Genomic DNA, 18898 nt, shown 5'->3' on the forward strand with positions numbered 1-18898 from the left:
GGCCATGTCAGCCTCCGCTCACGGTCGTGGTGCGGGCGGCGAACTTCCGCCACTCGTTGTCGAGGGTTGCGAGCGCACCGGATGCATCGCCGTCGAAGACGAACTGCTGCAGCGTCGGCGCGAGCGGGACGCTCGCCGGGATCTGATGATCGATGAAGCCCGTGATCTTCGCGTCGTCGAAGTACGGCTGCAGCTCGAGGAGCGTCGGATCGTCGGTTCCCTCGGTGTCGGTGACCGCGGCGAACATGTTCTGGGATGCCGCGAACTCGTCGACGACCTCGCGTTGGAACATGAACTCGACGAATCGCCGGGCCTCATCGAAGTGCGGGGTGTCCTTGCCGATCGTGACCGTGATGTCGACGCCCGAGACGAGCAGCCGCTCGTCGGGATCGTCGTTCGGATACGGGAAGACGCCCGCATCGAAGTCGGGGTTCACGTCTTTCACGGGTGCCAGCGCCCATACGCCCTGCATGAGCATCGCCGACTCGCCCGCCGCGAACGCTGCGTTGCCGTCGTCATACGAACGCCCGCGGAAGCCCTCTTGCGCGTAGGAGTACAGCTGCTGCATCCGCTCGAGCACCGGGGCGAAGTCCTGCTCGAACGACACCTCGGAGTCCGGGCCCACGTCGGTGCCCTGTGCCCGGAGGTCATCGAAGAATCCGTCTTGCGCGAGGTACGCACCGATGCCGTTGAAGGCCGGCTGGGTCGTCCAGGCATCGGCGAGGGTGCCGTAGAAGGGCGTGATGCCCGCCGCCGAGAGCTGTTCGCAGACCTCGATGAGCTCGTCCCAGGTCGTGGGCGGCTCGAGTCCCTGCTCGGCGAAGATCTCGCGGTTGTAGAGGATCCCGTTGGCGTTCGAGACGTAGCCGAGCGAGTTCACCTCCCGCTCCTCGAAGGTGCCGAGGTCGGCGAGCACCTCCTGCACGGCCGGGTTGATGCGATCGAGCAACGGGTCGCCGGTGAAGTCGTGGAAGACGCCCGCCCTCGCGATCTGGCCGAACGGCGCGGCGCCGTTGAGCGTGATGACGTCGGGCGTCTTGTCCTTCACGAGCAGCGCGCGAATGGCGGTGTCGGGGTCTGGTGGAGCGTTCTGCACCACCCGGATGTCGGGGTTCTCGGCTTCGAACTCGGCGATGATCGCGTCGAAGTCCTCGATGGCCTCGCCCTTGAACTGGAAGAAGTCGAGCGTCACGACGTCTCCCTCGCCGGCGGGCGACGCGCAGCCCGCGAGCAGCAGCGCCGCGGCTGAGGCGATCGCCACGGTGCTCATCGCGCGTCGTCGTCGGGTGTGTCGCGAGCTGTGTGAGATGCCGCGTGGTGTGTCATCCGTCATAGTGCGCCTCCTTGCGCTTCGTGGTGCAGGTAGTGCGAGTGGAGCCGGTCGTCAGGGGGAGCTGAGTTCGAGCAGCACGAGCTGGGCCGGGAAGAGCACGGGCGCCTGCAGCCCCGCGGTCCCGAGCTGGCGGCCGGTGAGCGTGATCGGCTGCCCGGCCCACGCGAGCGGCGACTGGCCGGGTCCGGCGTCGACACTTCCGGCGACGATGCGCAGCGTGTAGCGGCGATCGGGGTCGAGCCCGGGGAGCGTGAAGCGGCCCGGCGGGTAGGTCACGCTCGTCGACACCTGGGTGAAGGTGAAGAGAGCGGATGTCCCGTCAGCAGCCACGACACCGCGCACGTCGCACGTGGCATCCGCGGTGTCGCCGTGCACGAGTGCGCCCGAGTGGATGAGCGCGCGGTGCCGCTTGTGCAGCTCCACCCAGCGGGAGATCGCCGCGAGGCCCTCGTCGTCGAGCCCGGTGAGATCCCACTCGATGCCGAGGTGGCCGAAGAATGCGATGCCGGCGCTGAAGTCGAGCGAGACCGAGCGCTGGGTCGAGTGCACGTCGGGGCTCGTGAGGTGCGCGCCCATGATCTCGGCCGGCACGAGGAGGCTCGTGTAGCGCTGGATCTGCAGGCGCTCGATCGGGTCGAGGGTATCGCTCGTCCAGACCCGGTCGGTGTGGTCGAGGATGCCGAGGTCGACGCGCGCGCCGCCCGAGGCGCACGACTCCACCTCGAGCCCGGGGTGGCGCTGCTTGAGCGCCGCGAGCAGCCGGTAGAGCGCCGTGACGTTGTCGTGAACGCGGGCACGGCCCGTGTCGGCGGCGCCGGCCTCGAGCAGGTCGCGGTTGTGATCCCACTTCAGGTAGGCGATGTCGTATTCACTCAGGAGCGCGTCGAGCCGCTCGAGCAGGTGGGACCACGCGTCGGGGTGCGCGAGGTCGAGCCCGTACTGCTGCCGGGCGGGGATCGGCAGCTCGTCGCGGCCGCGCAGGATCCAGTCGGGGTGCGCGCGCGCGAGCTCGCTGTCGAGGTTGATCATCTCGGGCTCGACCCACAGGCCGAACTCCATGCCGAGTCCCTGCACCTTCTCGATGAGCGGACCGAGCCCGGCGGGCCAGACCGTCTCGTCGACGAACCAGTCGCCGAGGCCGGCGGTGTCGTCGCGTCGGCCGCGGAACCAGCCGTCATCGAGCACGAAGCGTTCGACCCCGACGGATGCCGCGAGCGCGGCGAGCTCGCCGAGCTTGTCGAGGTCGTGGTCGAAGTACACGGCCTCCCACGTGTTGAGGGTCACCGGGCGGGCGCGACGCGGATGCCGCGGGCGGGCACGCAACTCGTCGTGGAATCGCTTCGACAGCGCGTTGAGCCCGTCGCCCCACGAGCCGATCGCCCAAGGCGTCGTGTAGCTCTCGCCCTCGGCGAGCACGATCTCGCCGGGGCCGAGGAGCTCGCCGGCGCTGAAGAAGGACTCGGCGGTCGGCGTGCGCTCGGCGAGCAAGCGGTGGTTGCCGCTCCACGCGGTGTGCACCGCGTAGACGAGCCCGCGCTCGAATCCGAAGCCGGCGCGCCCGGCGGCGAGCAAGAGGCTCGCGTCGGAGCCCGGCCGGCCGCGCCGGCTCTCGCGCACGTGGCCGCCGATCGTGAAGGCGTGCCGCTGCGGCGACCGCTCGCGAAGGTGCCGGCCCGTCGTGTCGAAGAGCTCGTCGAGGTCGTGCGGCAGCGGGAACGTCGGTGCGAGCGCGAGGAGTGAATAGGGCGCGGGTGAGCGGTTCGTGAGGGAGATCCGCTGGCGGAGGAGTCCGGCGGGGGTGACCTCGAGCGTGATCGTCGCCTCGAGGCCGGCTGCGGCATCCGTCGCGGTGATCTCGGCGGTTCCGGATGCCTCGTCGACCTCGATCGCGGTCGTCTCGAGCTTGGTCGAGAATGAGCGGCCGTCGCGATGGCCGCTGAGCCCCGGGGTCGCGAGCCAGCCCGAGGACTCCTGCGGGATGAGCGTGAGCGGGGCCGGCTGGTCGAGCCCTCCCGAGACGCGTTGCGGCAGCGCAGCCACGCCGAGCGCCGCGAGTTCGGACTCGGCGAGATCGCCCTGGTCTTCACCCCAGTAGACGATCGCGGGGAGCGGGGAGTGCCGGTCGTCGATGATGACGCTCGTGCCTCCGTTGCGCAGGTGGAAGAGCCCGGGGGTGCTGCCTTGCATGAGTTCTTTCTACGGCAGAAATAACTGGGCTGTCAAGACAGTGTTCCCAGGCGTCCGCCGGGTGCGGACCGCCGTTCTGTCGCTCGCTTCATGTCACAATGAAACGAAATAGGCCAACGATGACCCGCCGAAAGAGAACCCGATGACGGATGCCACGACTACCGAGGCGAGCCGTTCCGCGCGCGAGCTCGCGCGTGAGGTGCTCATCCACGGCCCCATCTCGCGCTCCGAACTCGGACGACGACTCGGCCTCTCGCCCGCAAGCCTCACGCGGCTCAGCAAGCCGTTCCTCGACCTCGGGCTCTTCGTCGAGGGCGTCGAGGAGCAGAAGGGTGCGATCGGGCGCCCGGCGAAGCCGCTCGACGTGCGCGTCGACGCGCGACGGTTCATCGGCATCAAGGTCACGGGCGACGACGTCCTCGGCGTCGCCACCGACCTCAGGGCCACCGCGCAGGCGCGGGCCGCGCGCGCTCTCGGAGGGCACGACGTGGCCGCCGTCGTCGCGGCGATCGCCACAGTCGTGCGCGAGGTCGCCGCGGCATCCGGAGCCGGCGACCTGACCGATGTCGCGGGCGTCGGCCTGAGCATCGGCGGCAACGTGGCCGGGCGGCGCATCGTGAAGCGGGCGCCGTTCCTCGAGTGGCGCGACGTGCCGCTCGCCGACCTCCTCGAACGCGAGCTCGGCGGACTGCCGGTCACCGTCGAGAACGACGTCACGGCGCTCACCACCGCCGAGCAGTGGTTCGGCGCCGGCCGGGGCGTACCGAACTTCGCCGTCGTCACGATCGGTGCGGGCGTTGGCTATGGCCTCGTCATGTACGACCGCGTCGTCGTCACGCCCGACTCAGGGCTCGGTCTCGCCGGCCACCTGCCACTCGACGCCAGCGGCCCGCTCTGCATCGAGGGGCACCGCGGATGCTCCACCGCGATGCTCTCCATTCCGGGCATCTGCGCGCAGCTCGGCATCGCCCTCGGCCGTGAGGTCACGTACGACGAGGTGCTCGAGCTCGCGGAGGCGGGGCATCCGCTCGCCGTCTCGATCACGACGGCCGCCGCGCGGGCGCTCGGTCGCATGCTCGCGTACATCGCGAACCTCGCGATGGTCGACACGGTCGTGCTCTCGGGCGAGGGCATCGGCTTGTGGCGGGTGGCCGAGGGTGCTGCTCGCGAGGCGCTCGCCGCCGACCGTGACGCCGAGGCCTCACCGCTGCAGCTGCACGTCGACGACGCCGGGTTCGTGTCGTGGGCGCGCGGCGCCGCGGCGATCGCGATCGAAGACGCATTCGCGCGCTTGCGACTGAGCGCCTGACCGCTACGGCGTGGGCCGCGCGGTGCTCGAGCGCACGCGCAACTCGTAGGGCAGGGGAGTCGCGGCGGGCGCAGGGGCATCCGCTTCGGGCTCGAGCTGCTCCATGAGGATCTCGACGGCCTTCTCGCCCTGCAGGCGCGGGAACTGGGCGACGGTCGAGAGGCCGAAGAAGTCGGAGAGGTCGTGGTCGTCGATGCCGATGATCGAGACGTCGCGCGGCACCACGAGGCCGAGGTCGCGGGCCGCGAGGATCGAGCCGATGGCCATCTCGTCGGATGCCGCGAAGATCGCCGTCGGCCGGTCGCGCGGCACCCCGAGCAGTTGCTTGGCCGCGTGGTAGCCGCCGCGGATCGTGAAGTCGGCGGGGGCGAACAGTCGCTGGTCGACCTCGATGCCGGCGTCGCGCAGCGCCGCCTCGTATCCGATGCGCCGGTTCGTGGGCAGGTGGAAGTCGAGGTCGAACTCGAGGTCGCCGCCGATGTGTGCGATGCGCGAGTGGTCGAGGCCGATGAGGTGCTCGGTCGCGAGGCGGGCCACGGCCACGTCGTCGATGGTGAGCGTGCGCACGCCGGGGATCGGCCCGCCGACGCCGACGAGCGGCTTGCCCAGGTCGTGCAGGCGGGTGACCTCGCGCTCGGTGAGCTCGAGGGAGACGGCGATGACCGCGTCGACGCGCTGCCGCATGAGGAAGTGCTCGAACACGCTCGCGCGCTCGCGGCCGTCGCCCGAGAGGTTGTAGAGGGTGAGGTCGTAGCCGCTCCGAAGGAGCGACTGCTGCGCGCCCTCGAGCACGGATGAGAAGAACCAGCGATTGAGGAAGGGGATCACGACGCCGATGTTGCGCGTGCGACCCGACGCGAGGCTCGACGCATTCGACGACACCACGTAGCCGAGCCGGGCGGCGGCCTCCTCGACCTTCGCCTTCGCCGCGGGCGACACGTGTCCGCGGCCGCTGAGTGCACGCGAGACCGTCGCGGTCGACACGCCCGCGAGCTTCGCCACCTCTTCGATGCCGGCCATGTGCTCCTCGCCCTCGGTTTCCCGCGCGATTGCGCGTTCGGGCCCCGCTCGAATCCTAGCGGCGGGGCGTCGCACTACTGGCCGATCTGGCCGCGGTGCTGGTCGGCGTCATGCGGCGACGCCGAAGCTGACAACTTCGGCACGATTGCCGCGCCACGCGGAGCAATCGTTGCCCAGCCGCGAATTCGTGCTGTAGAAAGGCATGCGTCAGGGCTTGCACCGGGGGCGGCTTGCCCGCCGTTGCCGTCGAAGGGAAGCATCGTGATGAAGTGGGTCAAGGGCATCGGCATCGCGCTCGTCGTGGTCTTCGCCCTGTTCTACATGATCTCCCGACCTGAGGATGCCGCGAACGCCGTGCAAGGCGCCGTCGGCGCGGTCGTGACGGCGACCGACGCGATGGGCCGGTTCTTCTCCTCGCTCGCGACATGAGCGTCTCGAGGTTGTTCGAATTCGACCCCCGGGTCGAGCGGCACCTCATCGCAGACGAGGGCGAAGTCATCATCGACGAGGTGCGCAAGCACTGGGCGGCGATCGTCGGTCCCATGCTCGAGCTCGCCGCCGCAGTCCCGTTCCTGCTGATCATCTTCTGGGTGCCCGCCGCGGCATGGTGGGTTCCGTTCGTCATCGCCATGTGTCTGGCCCTGCACGCGACGTGGCGGATCCTCCAGGCTCGAATGGACCGTTTCGTGATCACCAACATGCGGGTGTTCCGCGTGCACGGCATCCTGTCGCAACACATCGCCACCATGCCGATCGCTCGAATCCTCGACATCTCGGTGCGAAAGCCGATGATCGGCCGCGTCTTCGGCTACGGCCACTTCGTGTTCGAGTCCGCGGCCCAAGACCAGGGGCTTCGCGAGATCCGGTACGTCGGCTCGCCCGACGAGCGCGGCAGCTCCATCCAGCGGGTCATCCAGCGCTCGGGCCTCCGCGGGGCGGTTCGCCAGTCGAAGGCCGAACATGCCTGGCCACCCGACGGCACCTGGCGCCGTGCATCCGCTCGCTGGCGCTGATTTCTCGACACGCCTCTCGACGGGTATCCTTGACAGGCCCCCGGTTGTGTGCAGAACGTGGTCGGGTGCGACGGCGAGTTACCCAAGCGGCCAAAGGGATCTGACTGTAAATCAGACTGCTCAGCATTCGGGGGTTCGAATCCCTCACTCGCCACGTGAACAGCCCCGGTCGCGACCGGGGCTTTCGTGTTTCCGGCGCTTTCGGCCGCGCCGTTGGAGCCTGCCGATCAGGCAGTCGGGCCGTCGTCGGCGGCCGTCACGCGGCGGGCCGCGTCGGGTGCGGCACCGCACGATAGGTGTGAATGGATGCCGCGGCGAGCCAGGCCCATCCGACGAGCACGGTGAGCCACAGCGATGCGACGCCGGCAGGCCCTGCCGACAGCGCCGCGCCGCCGAAGAACCCGAGGATGATCACGGCGCCGGCCACGCGGCATCCGATCGCCCACCCTCGTTCGCTCAGGCGAGCGCTGCGGCTGCCGTACGCGATCGCCGCGATGGCGAGCGTGACGAATCCCAAGGCGCCGAACGCGAAGTGCAGCAGCCCCGAGACGCCGAGCGTGGTCGCCATCTCCGAGCCGACCGGGAAGCCGGCCATCGGGTCGGGCGGGAAGATGCCGCTGCCCACAAGGCACACGCCGTAGAAGGCTACGAGCCATCCGGTGACGCGGGCCCGGTCGGGCGCCCGCAGGAATCCGATGGCGGCGGCGATCACCATGAGCCCCGAGAGGATCAGGTTCGTCATCTGGATCCAGCCCGCGTCGCCGAGCATGAGCAGGCTGAGCGGATGCTGCGCCAGGTCGAAGCCTGGAGTGAAGGGCACCTGCACGAGGCTCACGATGAGGTAGAACGGGCCGACGACGACACCCCAGCCGAGGAGTGAGCGCGTGACGGCTGCTGCGCCGTCGAAGCCCGCCGGGCGATTGGCGCGGGTGGCGCGAGCTGCGCCGGGTGTTGTGGACATGGCCGACCTCCGATCGTGAACTACACTGATGCGTGCAGTATTGCACGCACGAGTGCATTAGTACACTGGTGAGTAAAAGAAATCGAGGAACGCAATGCAGGTGCCGGTCTCCACCGACCCGCGTGTCGAGCGATCGCGCGCCGTGATCCTCGAGGCGGCCGCGGCGCACTTCCTCCGGCACGGGTTCATCGCCGCGAATGTCGACGAGATCGCCGCCGAGGCGAGGGTCTCCAAGCGCACCGTCTACAACATCTTCGGCGGCAAGGAGCAGCTCTTCCGAGAGATCCTCGGCAACGCGATCGACACGGCCGAGCGCTTCTCGACCGACATCGCCGGGGAGCTCGCCGAGGCGGCCGATCCCGAGAGCGCGCTTCGCGAGACCGGCATGCGGCTCGCCCGCATCGTGTTCGGCGGTCGTGTCGTGGCCCTTCGGCGGCTGCTCATCGGCGAGACCGCGCGATTCCCGGAGCTCGCGGCGGACTACTACGACCGCGCCCCGGGGCGGGTCATGCGCACCATCGCCGAGGCGCTCGAGCGATTCCGTGAGCGCGGTGTGCTCGACTTCGACGACGCCGCCGAGGCAGCCGAGCACTTCGCATTCCTCGTCATGGGAGCACCGCTCGATCGGGCCATGTTCATCCTCGACGGGCAGCCCGACCCGCCGGCGATCGAGCGCCGAGCCGAGCGCGGCGTTGCCGTGTTCCTCCGCGCGTATGTCGGTGGGAGACGCGCGCGCGCGTGAGGGTTGTGCGTGCCGCGTACCGTGAGGGGATGACCCAGCACGAGACATCCGACGCATCCGCTCCCGCTGCCCTGCTCGAGCTCGCTCGCAGCATCGCGTTGCGGGCGGCCGAGTTCGCGCTCGACGCGCGAACCGCCGGCGTGAGTGTGGCGGCCACGAAGTCGACGCCGACCGACATCGTCACGGCGGTCGACCGCGACACCGAGGCCCTGATCCGCTCGCTCGTGCTCGAAGCCCGGCCCGACGACGGCATCCTCGGCGAGGAGGGCGTGACCCACGTCGGCACGAGCGGCCTGAACTGGGTGGTCGATCCGATCGACGGCACGGTCAACTTCCTCTACGACATCCCCGCGTGGTCGGTGAGCATCGCGGTCGTCGACGGGCCGGCCGATCCCGGCGCCTGGAGCGCGCTCGCCGGGGTCGTGGTGAACCCCGTCTCGGGCGAGGTCTTCGAGGCGAGCGCCGGCGGGGGAGCGCGACTCGACGGACGAACCCTTCAGGTGAACACGGATGTCTCGCTCGGCCAGTCCCTCGTCGGCACCGGGTTCTCCTACGCCGCCGAGCGCCGGCGCGCCCAAGCCGAGGTGATGCTCGAGCTGCTCCCGCGAGTGCGCGACATCCGCCGCTTCGGATCAGCGGCCCTCGACCTCTGCGGGGTTGCCGCCAGCCGGCTCGACGCCTTCTACGAGAGCGGCCTGAACCCGTGGGATCACGCGGCCGGCGCCCTCGTCGCGCGCGAAGCCGGCGCTCGCATCGGCGGCCCGCGGGGCAGTGCCGAGAGCATCGAACTCCTCATCGCAGCGCCGCCCGGGCTCTACGCCGAGCTCGCGTCCGCGCTCATCGACGCGGGTCTCGACGCGTGATTCAGCGGCGGATTCCCCGCCGTCATGCGGATGGCCCCGCTCTCAGTCCGCGCGGCTTCCGGAAATCTCCGTTCGCCTTGGCAAGGTGGTGGTCAGCAGGTAGTCTTTACCAATCCGTTATCTCGACGTGATGTCGCGATGAACACCTCCGAGATCCCCCGCTCACCCCCAATGCCGAAGGTCCTTCACACGTGCTCGAGTCCCCCCTCGTGCCCGACGGTTCAACGCCAGGCACTCAGGCTTCATTGCGGCCCGAGCGACCCCTGACGCGACGTGAATTACGTGAGCGCGAGGCGGCTGAGGCTCGGCAGGCCGAGGGGCACGGCATCGAGGCGGTCGTCGAATCGGCTGCTCAGTCTTCGGCTGGTGCGGATCGCAACGCCGATCTTCCGGTAGGGCAGCCGGGCTTCGACGCCGCTGCAGGGGCAGCACCGCAGCCGAGCTTCGACGAGCTCTTCGGCATCTCGGCCGGCGCTCCGGCCGAAGCCGCCCCGACACCGCGGTCCGACCGTCGAGCGGATGCCGCGAGCCATCCGAGCTCCGAGCTCCGGTCCCGCCGCACAACTGCTCCCACCCCTGCACGGTTCTCCCAGGCCGAGCCGGCCGACTCTCGAGTCGACCCGGACTCGGCCTTCGCTGTTTCCCGCTCCGAGGGCTCCGCGTCCTCAGAGACGAACGCCTTCGACTCGCTGTTCGGCGGGCTCGGCGACCAGGCCCTCGACGACGTCGATGCGGCGAACGTCACGGCGCGCAGCGGCCGCAAAGCGCGCGCGTCCAAGCCGACGCGAGCGGAACGCAAGGCCCAGAAGGCTGCTCGAGCGGCTGGACCGCGACGCGTCGGTGCGGCGGCCACGCCGGCCAAACCTCCGACCTCTGCGGTGCCTGGCGTGCCGACGCCCGTGCCGATGCCAGCCCAGTCGGCCGTACCGAAGCCCGCCCCGCCGGCCGTACCGAGGCCGGCAACGCAGGAGGTCGCCGCGAATGCAGCGGCTGCGGCATCCGTCGCCGTCACCGCAACCATCGCCACCTCGGCCGGTGCGAAGGCGCCCGGCCCGGCGTCATCCGACAGCTTCGACGCGCTCGACATCTTCGCCAGGAATTCGCCGGCGCCTTCGCCGACGTCGGCCGCCGCGTTGCCGTCGGCAGCATTGATGCCGACGGTCGACGAGGGGCGCGCTTCGCGTCGCGACGTGGCGACCTTGGTCGAGGCCGAATCGCGCCGCCGCTCGACGTCGTCATCCTCGTCGTCGGGCTGCGGGCGCCGAACCAACGACCACGCCGCCCGCGGTCAGGCGCCGCGAGACCCCCGCTCGAACCACACCGGCATCCCGGCGATCCGCAACACCCGCCCGACGCGTCCCACGACGGCGTCCGTTGCGGCCACGCCGCGCAAGCGCCGCGGAGGCGCTCGTGTTGCGACTGTCGTCGCGATGAGCTTCGCTGCGCTGCTCGCCGTCGCGACATCCGTGCCGTCGCTCTCGTTGCTCACCCCCGCCGACGTGCAGGCCATGGCCCTCGAGAGCGTGGCGACCGACGAGCCCGACGCCCAGCGCGTCGAGATCACGGGCGGCGCGCTCGCGCAGAGCGTCGAGCGCGAGGGCTACAAGGCCCAGTCGATCGAGGAGTACGCCAAGGCGGCCGGCATTCGCGCCGAGGCGACGTTCACGAACAACCCGGCGGGCACGATCCAGTGGCCGTTCGCCGTCGGCGTGCACATCGGCGACCGCTTCGGCTATCGCGACTGCTACGGCTGTTCGACCAACCACGGCGGCCAGGACTTCAACCCGGGCCTCGGCGCCGAGATCCAGTCGATCGCCGACGGCACCGTGGTCGTGGCCGAGAACGGCGGCGGGTCACTCGGCGTCGTCATGATGATCGATCACGAGATCGACGGCCAGAAGGTCACGAGCGTCTACGCGCACATGGAGTACGACTCGATGCGCTTCGCGGTCGGCGACCAGGTGGGCGTCGGCGACGTCATCGGCACCACGGGCGACACCGGCATGTCCACCGGTCCTCACCTGCACTTCGAAATCCGCCTCGGCGGCGTCGACGGCATGAAGGTCGACCCGCTCGTCTGGCTCTACGAGAACACGAACTAGCGTCGCCCTCGCCCTCGCCCGCTCGTCAACGCCACGTCGGGCTCGGATCGCGAGACCTGCTCGCGCTCGTGTCGCATCCATTGGCCGCGACATCCCGGATGCAGGCGAATCACGATCATCCCGACGCTGCGGCGAGGCATGATCGCGTTTCCCCTGCAGCACTCCACGGGCGTTCGGACGAGCCCTCCACAGGCGATCGGTGGGGGCCGTTCTCCACAGCGCGTTCGGCGCGCGGTCACCAGGCCTCGAACGCGTCAAGACTCACGGGATGACTCCCTCGGCCATGGAACCAGCGCGACTCATCCGTGCCAATGGAGGTGTGCTGCCTCGCCGCGCTCTCGAGCAGGCGGGTGTGAGTCGTGGCGTACTCCAGCGGGGAGTCGCAAGCGGCGCAGTCTTCGCAGTGCGCCGCGGCTGGTACGGCGTACCGGATGCTCCGTCCGCGGTCGTGGGGGCGGTGCGCGTCGGGGGCACGTTGACGGCGGCATCCGTCGCTCGACTCCACGGACTCTGGACGCTCGACGATCCCATGCTCCATGTGCGCGTGGCGGGTGGCGCGTCGCGGCTCCGCTCGCCTCTCGACCGAGCTGTTCCGCTGGAGAAGTCGCATGGCGTCTGTGTCCACTACCGCGAGCGACCGAGTGGGCCGAACGACGTGCCGGCCCGCGACTCATTGCCACGCGCCCTCGCCGAGATGTTCACGTGCGCTGGCTCCCTGGCTGCGATGATCGCCGTGGACTCCGCGCTGAACCTGCGTGAGCTCTCGGGCGCCGGGCGAGCCGAGCTCCGCGCGCTCGTGCCCGCGTCGAAGCGTCGACTCATCGACCACGCCGACCCCCACTGCGACTCGGGGCTCGAGACGATCGCGCGGATGCTCCCGCGCGGCAAGCGTCTGTCGCACCGCACGCAGGCGTACATTCCCGGCGTCGGGCGCGTCGACCTGCTCATCGGAGATCGGCTCGTCATCGAACTCGACGGCGCCGGCTTCCACATGGACACGAAGGACTTCGCCGAGGATCGCCGTCGCGGGTTCGAACTCGTGATGCGTGGCTATCTCGTCGTGCGCCTGACGTACGACATGGTCGTGCACGACTGGGAGCGTACGCAAGGCGACCTGCTGGCGCTCATCGAGCGCGGCGAGCACCGCTGGGGTGCTCGGGCGCAGGCCTGGGAGCGCTGACTGGTTGGCGCGCCCTACATCCGCATCCGGATGCAGGGGATTCCAAGTCATGGCTGGCGTGGGCAGGGGTATGACGCAGTATCCCCTGCAGAGCGGATGCCGCACGTGCACCGGGTTTCAGTTGACGGATGCTGCGGACGGAAGTGGCGACCCGCGGAGCGAGTCAGGCGGCCTAGCCGCCCGCGACATGCGCAGACCAGGCGGCCGCGCCGCTCGCGGCTACGCGCGGCGTTAGCCGCGCCGCCCGCGGTTACGCCTGGCGTTAGCCGCGCCGCCCGCGACTACGCGCGGAGCCAGGCCGTGGTGTCGCCCGGCAGGGTGCGGCCGGTGAGCGCCTCGCTCGCGAGCAGCACGTCGCCGGAGGGCAGCTCCACGGGCGACGTGCCCGTGTTCGCCACGGCGATGACGTCGCCGTTGCGGAATGCGAGCACCTCGCCGTCGAACCCGGGCAGCCACTCGACCGCGCCAGAGCCGAGGTCGTGCTCTCGCCGCAAGCGGAGGAGCGACCGGTAGAGCTCGAGCGTCGAACCGTCGGTGCCGCGCTGGCGGTCGCGGGCGAGTTCGCGCCATTGCGCGGGCTGCGGGAGCCAGGATGCCTCGCTCGGCCCGAAGCCGTAGGACGGCGCGTCGGCCTCCCAAGGGATCGGCACGCGGCATCCGTCTCGCCCATAGCGCTCGCCGTTCGTGCGGAACCAGGTGGGGTCTTCGCGCGCGTCGTCGGGGAGGTCGATGACCTCGGGCAGGCCGAGCTCCTCGCCCTGGTAGAGGTAGGCCGAGCCGGGGAGCGCGAGCATGAGGGTGGTCGCTGCCCGGGCGCGGCGCAGGCCGGCTTCGTACTCGGGCAGGCCCTTCGAGCGGGATCCGAGACCGTGACCCTGGGGGTTCGCCTCGGTGACCGAGAGGCGTGTCGCGTGGCGCACGACGTCGTGGTTCGAGAGCACCCACGTGCTCGGCGCACCGACCGAGCCGAAGGCGTCGAGTGAGGCGTCGATCACGTGACGGAGGGCCGCGGCATCCCACGGCGTCTCGAGGTAGGCGAAGTTGAAGGCCTGGTGCATCTCGTCGGGGCGCACCCAATTGGCCACGCGGGGGAGCGGGTCGACCCACGCCTCGGCGGCGAGGATGCGTTCGCCCGGGTACTCGTCGAGGAGCTTGCGCCAGTCGCGGTAGATCTCGTGTACACCGTCTTGGCCCCAGTACGGCGCGAGGTCGCCGGGCTCCGAGCTGATCGCGGGCTCGAGGGGGACGCCGGAGGTCACGGCCGCGCCGCCGCCCATGCTGCCCCCGTCGGCGGGCGGGGTGTAGTCGGGCAGGCCGTCGGCCTTGATCATGCCGTGCGCCACGTCGACGCGGAAGCCGTCGACGCCGCGGTCGAGCCAGAAGCGCAGGATGTCGCGGAACTCCTCGCGCACTTCGTCGTTCGTCCAGTCGAAGTCGGGCTGCGAACTGTCGAAGAGGTGCAGGTACCACTGGCCGGGAGTGCCATCGGCCTCGACGACGCGGGTCCACGCGGGGCCGCCGAAGACGGACTCCCAGTTGTTCGGCGGCTCGTCGCCGGCCGGCCCGCGGCCGTCGCGGAAGAGGTAGCGCGCGCGCTCGGCACTGCCCGGCCCCGCCGCGAGCGCCGCTTGGAACCACTCGTGCTCGTCGGACGAGTGGTTCGGCACGAGGTCGATGATGACGCGGATGCCGCGGGCATGGGCCTCGGCGAGCATCGCATCGAAATCGGCGAGCGTGCCGAAGCGCGGGTCGACGTCGCAGTAGTCGGCGACGTCGTAGCCGGCATCGCGCTGCGGGGACGTGAAGAACGGCGAGAGCCAGATGGCGTCGATGCCGAGTTCGTGCAGGTCGTCGAGGCGCGAGGTGATGCCGGCGAGGTCGCCCATGCCATCGCCGTTCGCGTCGGCGAACGACCGGGGGTAGATCTGGTAGATCGCGGCGGTGCGCCACCAATCGGAGGTCATCTGCAAACTGTACGACATCCGGACACCTCGTGGAAACGCTTGCAGCATCGCGGCGTAACCTGATGGTCACGAACCTGTATCGATGCCGCACTCTTGGTTTGAGGATAGCGGCCGCGCAAGGTATACCTGTAATCGCTTGCATAACGCGAGTACTCCATGGAAGAACGGCCTTTCGGGCACGGTGCACGGTTCCACGGGAACCGGAACGGGGAACACAGCTCCGTCACCAGGCGAAGGCGCCGGACTCATGCACACTGAGAAGGGCACACACCAATGAGGGTGAACACGAAGAGCCTCCTCGCTGCCGGGGCCGTCGCGGTCGTCGCGACGCTCGGTCTCGCGAGCTGCGCCGCCGGCGACGCCGGCTCCGAAGGCGATGCCGCAAGCAGCACGCTCACGGTCTGGGTCGACGCCGAGCGCGTCGACGCGCTGCAGGGGGCAGCTGACGCATACTCCGAGAAGAACGGCGTCAAGGTCGACCTCGTCGGCAAGGACAACGCCGACATCAAGGATGACTTCATCCAGCAGGTTCCGACCGGCAAGGGCCCCGACATCACGATGGGCGCCCACGACTGGCTCGGCGAGCTTTCGACGAACGGTGTCGTTGCACCGATCGAGCTCGGCGACTCGGCGGGCGACTACCTGCCCGTCGCGATCGATGCCTCCACCTACGAGGGAACGGTCTACATGCTTCCCTACGCGGTGGAGAACATCGCCGTGATCCGCAACGCCGACCTCGTTCCCGAGGCCGCCACGAGCTTCGACGACATGATCGCGAAGGGCCAGGCCGCGGGCCTCACCCAGCCGTTCGTCGTCGAGCAGGGCGCAGAGGGCAACCCTTACCACCTCTACCCGTTCCAGACCGCGTTCGGCGCTCCCGTCTTCGGCAGCAACGACCAGGGCTACGACCCCACCGACCTCCAGCTCGGCAACGCGGGCGGCGAGCAGTTCGCCACGTGGCTCGCGAGCCAGGGCAAGAACGGCACCGGCGTCTTCAACACCGACGTCGACGGCGACATCGCCAAGCAGGCCTTCCTCGACGGCACCGCGGCCTTCTGGCTGACCGGCCCGTGGAACGTGGGCTCGGCCGTCGACGCGGGCCTGAACGTCGCGATCGACAGCGTGCCGAGCCCGACCGCCGAGGTCGCCTCGCCGTTCGCCGGCGTGAAGGGATTCTTCGTCTCCTCCGAGTCGAAGAACAAGGTCGCCGCGAACGACTTCCTCGTCAACTACCTCGGCACCGAAGACGTGCAGCTCGAGCTCTTCGAGGCGGGCAACGTGCTTCCGGCGCTCTCGGCCGCCGCTGAGACCGCGTCGAGCGACCCGATCATCGAGGGCTTCGCCGCCGTCGGCGCCGAGGCTGTTCCGATGCCGGCGATCCCGGCCATGGGTTCGGTTTGGCAGTACTGGGGCATCGCCGAGGCCGACGTCATCAACGGCGCCGACCCCGTCGCGACGTGGCAGAAGCTGACGGCCGACGTGCAGGCTGCGATCCAGTAACACATCGATTGCTCCGGGCCGGATGCCGCACGAGGCATCCGACCCGGAGCACTCACGTTCGACGGGAAGAGCGAGCAGGATGAGCACCACGATCGACGACGAAGTCACCGCGGAGACCCCGAAGAAGCCGACGAAGAGGCAGCGCCAGGCCGCAGGCGTCGCCGAAGCGGCATCCGGCGGGGTGAAGATGCTCCTCGTCAAGGTGCTCATGCTCGGCATCGTCGACGCGATCGCCGTCTACGCGATCTTCATCCTCATCTCGAGCGAGCAGTGGCTCGTGGCCGCCATCGTCGGCGTCGTCACGGCGATCGTGAACTGGATCTACTTCTCGCGCACGAAGCTGCCCGCGAAGTACCTCACCCCTGGCGTCATCTTCCTCGTCGTCTTCCAGGTGTTCGTGCTCGTCTACACGGGCTACATCGCCTTCACCAACTACGGCACGGGGCACAACGGCTCGAAGGAGCAGGCGGTCTCGTCGCTCATGAGCTCAGCGCTCGAGCGCGTGCCCGACTCGCCGACCTACGAGGTCACCGTCGTCGACCAGCTCGGCGAGCTCGGCCTGCTCGTCACCGACCCCGATGGCGAGGCGAGCGTCGGCACGAGCGACTCGCCGCTCACCGAGGTCGACGCCGAGATGGAGGGCGGCAAGGCCGTCGCCGTCGACGGCTGGACCACCCTGAACTTCGCCGACGTCATCGCCCGCACCGATGAGATCACCGAGCTCGCGGTCCCGTTCTCCGATGACCCGAACGACGGCGCCATCCGCACGCCCGATGGATCCAGCGGATACCTCTACCTCTCGAACCTCGAGTACGACGCCGCCGCCGGCACGATGACCAACCTCAGCACCGGCACCGTCTACACCGACCTCGGCACCGGCGCCTTCACCTCCGACGACGGACAGCAGCTGCTGCCCGGCTGGCAGATCGTGGTCGGCTTCGACAACTTCGTACGCGCCGTCACCGACGAGCGACTCGCGGGCCCGCTGTTCTACGTCACGCTTTGGACCTTCGCGTTCGCGCTCATCTCGGTCGCGTCGACGTTCTTCCTCGGCCTCTTCCTCGCGATCGTCTTCAACGACCTCCGCATGCGGGGCCGCAAGTACTACCGCGTGCTGATGATCCTCCCGTATGCGGTGCCGTCGTTCCTGTCGGCGCTCGTTTGGGCGGGCATGATGAATGAGAGCTTCGGATTCATCAACCAGGTGCTGCTCGGCGGGGCATCCGTTCCCTGGCTCACCGATCCGGTCGTCGCGAAGATCTCGGTGCTCGTCGTCAACCTCTGGCTGGGCTTCCCCTACATGTTCCTCGTGTGCACGGGAGCGCTGCAGTCGATTCCCGAGGAGCTGCAGGAGGCCGCGACCGTCGACGGCGCGAGGCCCTGGGCGGTGTTCCGGCTCATCAAGCTGCCGCTCCTGCTCGTGAGCGTGGCGCCGCTGCTCATCGCGTCGTTCGCGTTCAACTTCAACAACTTCAACGTGATCTACATGCTCACCGACGGCGGGCCACGGGACTCGAACGCGCCGATCCCGGTCGGCTTCACCGACATCCTGATCTCGATGGTCTACAAGGTGGCCTTCACCGGCCAGTCGCGTGACTACGGTCTCGCGAGCGCGTACTCGATCATCATCTTCATCGTCGTCGCGGTGATCTCGGTCATCGCCTTCCGTCGCACCAAGTCGCTCGAGGAGCTGAACTGATGGCCGCGCAGCAACCCGTTTCCGGAACGCCGATCGGCCTCGTCGCCGGTGAGATCGACGAGTTCGCGGATGCCTCGACCCGGGCGAGTGCCGCCATCGGCGACGCTCCCCGGCGCATCCAGCCGCGGCGGCCGTTCAACTTCGGCCGCTGGTTCGCGGCGACCGGCTGGCGCCACGTCGTGGGCGTCGTGATGGTGGCGTTCTCGCTGTTCCCGATCATCTTCGTGATCTCGTCGTCGCTCAATCCGCGCGGCACGCTCACCGGATCGAACGCACTGTTCTCGAAGATCGGCCTCGACAGCTACGTGCGGATCCTCACCGACCCGCAAGTGCCGTTCACGACGTGGTTCGGCAACACCCTCCTCATCTCGGGCATCACGGCGGTCGCCACGGTCTTCCTCGGGGCGCTCGCGGCGTATTCCTTCTCGCGCATGCGCTTCACGGGGCGTCGCTTCGGGCTCATCTCGATCGTCGTCGTGCAGATGTTCCCGCAACTGCTCGCCGTCGTCGCGATCTTCCTGCTCATGAGCGCGATCGGCGACTGGTTCCCGGCGATCGGCCTCAACACGCACGTCGGCCTGATCATGGTCTACCTCGGCGGCGCGCTCGGCGTGAATACCTACCTGATGTACGGCTTCTTCAACACCGTGCCCGCGTCGATCGACGAAGCCGCGAAGATCGACGGCGCCGGTCATGCGCGCATCTTCTTCACGATCATCCTGCGGCTCGTCGCGCCGATCCTCGCGGTCGTGGCGCTGCTGTCGTTCATCGCGTCGGTGAACGAGTTCGTCGTGGCATCCGTGCTCCTGATCGACACCGAGCAGCAGACACTCGCCGTCGGCCTCACGAAGCTCGTCTCGAACCCGCGCTACGCCGACTGGAGCGCCTTCTCGGCGGGCGCGGTCATCGCCGCGCTGCCCGTGGTCGCGCTGTTCCTCTTCCTGCAGAAGTACATCGTCGGCGGCCTCACGGCCGGCGCCGTCAAGTAGGCATCGCGAAACGGATGCCGCAGCACCGCCGGTTCT

The 18898-nt window shown here is 69.3% G+C and carries 15 protein-coding genes and 1 tRNA gene; 11 read left to right on the forward strand and 5 right to left on the reverse strand.

The genetic code is table 11. The features are described 5' to 3' along the window. Positions 1-7: 7 nt before the first annotated feature. Together QFZ29_RS00085 and QFZ29_RS00090 are read right to left on the reverse strand one after the other, a co-directional pair. Complete coding sequence (locus QFZ29_RS00085) at positions 8-1333, reverse strand: ABC transporter substrate-binding protein (protein ID WP_306892206.1); 1326 nt, start codon at positions 1331-1333, stop codon at positions 8-10. Positions 1334-1384: 51 nt separating this feature from the next. Next, positions 1385-3520, reverse strand: a complete 2136-nt coding sequence (locus QFZ29_RS00090) for an alpha-galactosidase (protein WP_306892207.1) — start codon at positions 3518-3520, stop codon at positions 1385-1387. 142 nt (positions 3521-3662) lie between these two features. Between QFZ29_RS00090 and QFZ29_RS00095 the strand changes: the two genes are divergently transcribed. Further along, positions 3663-4829, forward strand: coding sequence for an ROK family transcriptional regulator (locus QFZ29_RS00095; protein ID WP_306892208.1), 1167 nt, complete (start codon positions 3663-3665; stop codon positions 4827-4829). A 3-nt stretch (positions 4830-4832) separates the two neighbouring features. On the opposite strand, the gene QFZ29_RS00100 is transcribed toward QFZ29_RS00095, so the two are convergent. After that, complete coding sequence (locus tag QFZ29_RS00100; protein WP_306892209.1) at positions 4833-5849, reverse strand: LacI family DNA-binding transcriptional regulator; 1017 nt, start codon at positions 5847-5849, stop codon at positions 4833-4835. 261 nt (positions 5850-6110) lie between these two features. On the opposite strand from QFZ29_RS00100, the gene QFZ29_RS00105 reads away from it, so the two are divergent. From QFZ29_RS00105 to QFZ29_RS00115, 3 genes are all read left to right on the forward strand, one after another. Beyond that, positions 6111-6278: a hypothetical protein gene (locus QFZ29_RS00105; protein WP_306896830.1), complete on the forward strand. Its 168-nt coding sequence runs from the start codon at positions 6111-6113 to the stop codon at positions 6276-6278. Then, positions 6275-6862: a PH domain-containing protein gene (locus QFZ29_RS00110; RefSeq protein WP_306892210.1), complete on the forward strand. Its 588-nt coding sequence runs from the start codon at positions 6275-6277 to the stop codon at positions 6860-6862. The genes QFZ29_RS00105 and QFZ29_RS00110 overlap by 4 nt, the downstream gene beginning before the upstream one ends. Positions 6863-6934: 72 nt before the next feature. Beyond that, positions 6935-7016 (forward strand) — tRNA-Tyr (locus QFZ29_RS00115). A 102-nt stretch (positions 7017-7118) separates the two neighbouring features. Here the strand turns inward: QFZ29_RS00115 and QFZ29_RS00120 are convergent. After that, positions 7119-7823, reverse strand: a complete 705-nt coding sequence (locus QFZ29_RS00120) for a DUF998 domain-containing protein (RefSeq protein ID WP_306892211.1) — start codon at positions 7821-7823, stop codon at positions 7119-7121. Positions 7824-7917: 94 nt separating this feature from the next. Here QFZ29_RS00120 and QFZ29_RS00125 point away from each other — a divergent pair, with 94 nt between their 5' ends. The 4 genes from QFZ29_RS00125 (at position 7918) to QFZ29_RS00140 (ending at position 12710) form a co-directional block, all read left to right on the forward strand. After that, positions 7918-8565, forward strand: coding sequence for a TetR/AcrR family transcriptional regulator (locus QFZ29_RS00125; RefSeq protein ID WP_306892212.1), 648 nt, complete (start codon positions 7918-7920; stop codon positions 8563-8565). 29 nt (positions 8566-8594) lie between these two features. After that, positions 8595-9428: an inositol monophosphatase family protein gene (locus QFZ29_RS00130; protein WP_306892213.1), complete on the forward strand. Its 834-nt coding sequence runs from the start codon at positions 8595-8597 to the stop codon at positions 9426-9428. A gap of 191 nt (positions 9429-9619) precedes the next feature. Continuing rightward, positions 9620-11530, forward strand: coding sequence for a peptidoglycan DD-metalloendopeptidase family protein (locus QFZ29_RS00135; RefSeq protein ID WP_306892214.1), 1911 nt, complete (start codon positions 9620-9622; stop codon positions 11528-11530). 268 nt (positions 11531-11798) lie between these two features. After that, entirely contained in the window at positions 11799-12710 is a 912-nt protein-coding gene (locus tag QFZ29_RS00140; protein WP_306892215.1) for an endonuclease domain-containing protein, read from the forward strand. Between the two features lie 281 nt (positions 12711-12991). Here QFZ29_RS00140 and QFZ29_RS00145 read toward each other — a convergent pair whose 3' ends face one another. Beyond that, positions 12992-14674: a glycoside hydrolase family 13 protein gene (locus QFZ29_RS00145; protein WP_306892216.1), complete on the reverse strand. Its 1683-nt coding sequence runs from the start codon at positions 14672-14674 to the stop codon at positions 12992-12994. Positions 14675-14947: 273 nt separating this feature from the next. On the opposite strand from QFZ29_RS00145, the gene QFZ29_RS00150 reads away from it, so the two are divergent. From QFZ29_RS00150 to QFZ29_RS00160, 3 genes are all read left to right on the forward strand, one after another. Then, positions 14948-16174, forward strand: coding sequence for a sugar ABC transporter substrate-binding protein (locus QFZ29_RS00150; protein WP_306892217.1), 1227 nt, complete (start codon positions 14948-14950; stop codon positions 16172-16174). Positions 16175-16253: 79 nt separating this feature from the next. Continuing rightward, positions 16254-17873, forward strand: a complete 1620-nt coding sequence (locus QFZ29_RS00155; protein ID WP_306892218.1) for an ABC transporter permease subunit — start codon at positions 16254-16256, stop codon at positions 17871-17873. Continuing rightward, positions 17873-18862, forward strand: a complete 990-nt coding sequence (locus QFZ29_RS00160) for a sugar ABC transporter permease (RefSeq protein ID WP_306892219.1) — start codon at positions 17873-17875, stop codon at positions 18860-18862. Before QFZ29_RS00155 ends, QFZ29_RS00160 begins: the two co-directional genes overlap by 1 nt. Positions 18863-18898: the final 36 nt, after the last annotated feature.

This window comes from Agromyces albus, from assembly GCF_030815405.1.
Taxonomy (GTDB): domain Bacteria; phylum Actinomycetota; class Actinomycetes; order Actinomycetales; family Microbacteriaceae; genus Agromyces; species Agromyces albus_A.

Coding starts and splice junctions, on each gene's coding strand:
- QFZ29_RS00085 (WP_306892206.1), bottom strand. CDS start 1,333: ATGACGGATGACACACCACGCGGCATCTCACACAGCTCGCGACACACC.
- QFZ29_RS00090 (WP_306892207.1), bottom strand. CDS start 3,520: ATGCAAGGCAGCACCCCCGGGCTCTTCCACCTGCGCAACGGAGGCACG.
- QFZ29_RS00095 (WP_306892208.1), top strand. CDS start 3,663: ATGACGGATGCCACGACTACCGAGGCGAGCCGTTCCGCGCGCGAGCTC.
- QFZ29_RS00100 (WP_306892209.1), bottom strand. CDS start 5,849: ATGGCCGGCATCGAAGAGGTGGCGAAGCTCGCGGGCGTGTCGACCGCG.
- QFZ29_RS00110 (WP_306892210.1), top strand. CDS start 6,275: ATGAGCGTCTCGAGGTTGTTCGAATTCGACCCCCGGGTCGAGCGGCAC.
- QFZ29_RS00120 (WP_306892211.1), bottom strand. CDS start 7,823: ATGTCCACAACACCCGGCGCAGCTCGCGCCACCCGCGCCAATCGCCCG.
- QFZ29_RS00125 (WP_306892212.1), top strand. CDS start 7,918: ATGCAGGTGCCGGTCTCCACCGACCCGCGTGTCGAGCGATCGCGCGCC.
- QFZ29_RS00130 (WP_306892213.1), top strand. CDS start 8,595: ATGACCCAGCACGAGACATCCGACGCATCCGCTCCCGCTGCCCTGCTC.
- QFZ29_RS00140 (WP_306892215.1), top strand. CDS start 11,799: ATGACTCCCTCGGCCATGGAACCAGCGCGACTCATCCGTGCCAATGGA.
- QFZ29_RS00145 (WP_306892216.1), bottom strand. CDS start 14,674: ATGACCTCCGATTGGTGGCGCACCGCCGCGATCTACCAGATCTACCCC.
- QFZ29_RS00150 (WP_306892217.1), top strand. CDS start 14,948: ATGAGGGTGAACACGAAGAGCCTCCTCGCTGCCGGGGCCGTCGCGGTC.
- QFZ29_RS00155 (WP_306892218.1), top strand. CDS start 16,254: ATGAGCACCACGATCGACGACGAAGTCACCGCGGAGACCCCGAAGAAG.
- QFZ29_RS00160 (WP_306892219.1), top strand. CDS start 17,873: ATGGCCGCGCAGCAACCCGTTTCCGGAACGCCGATCGGCCTCGTCGCC.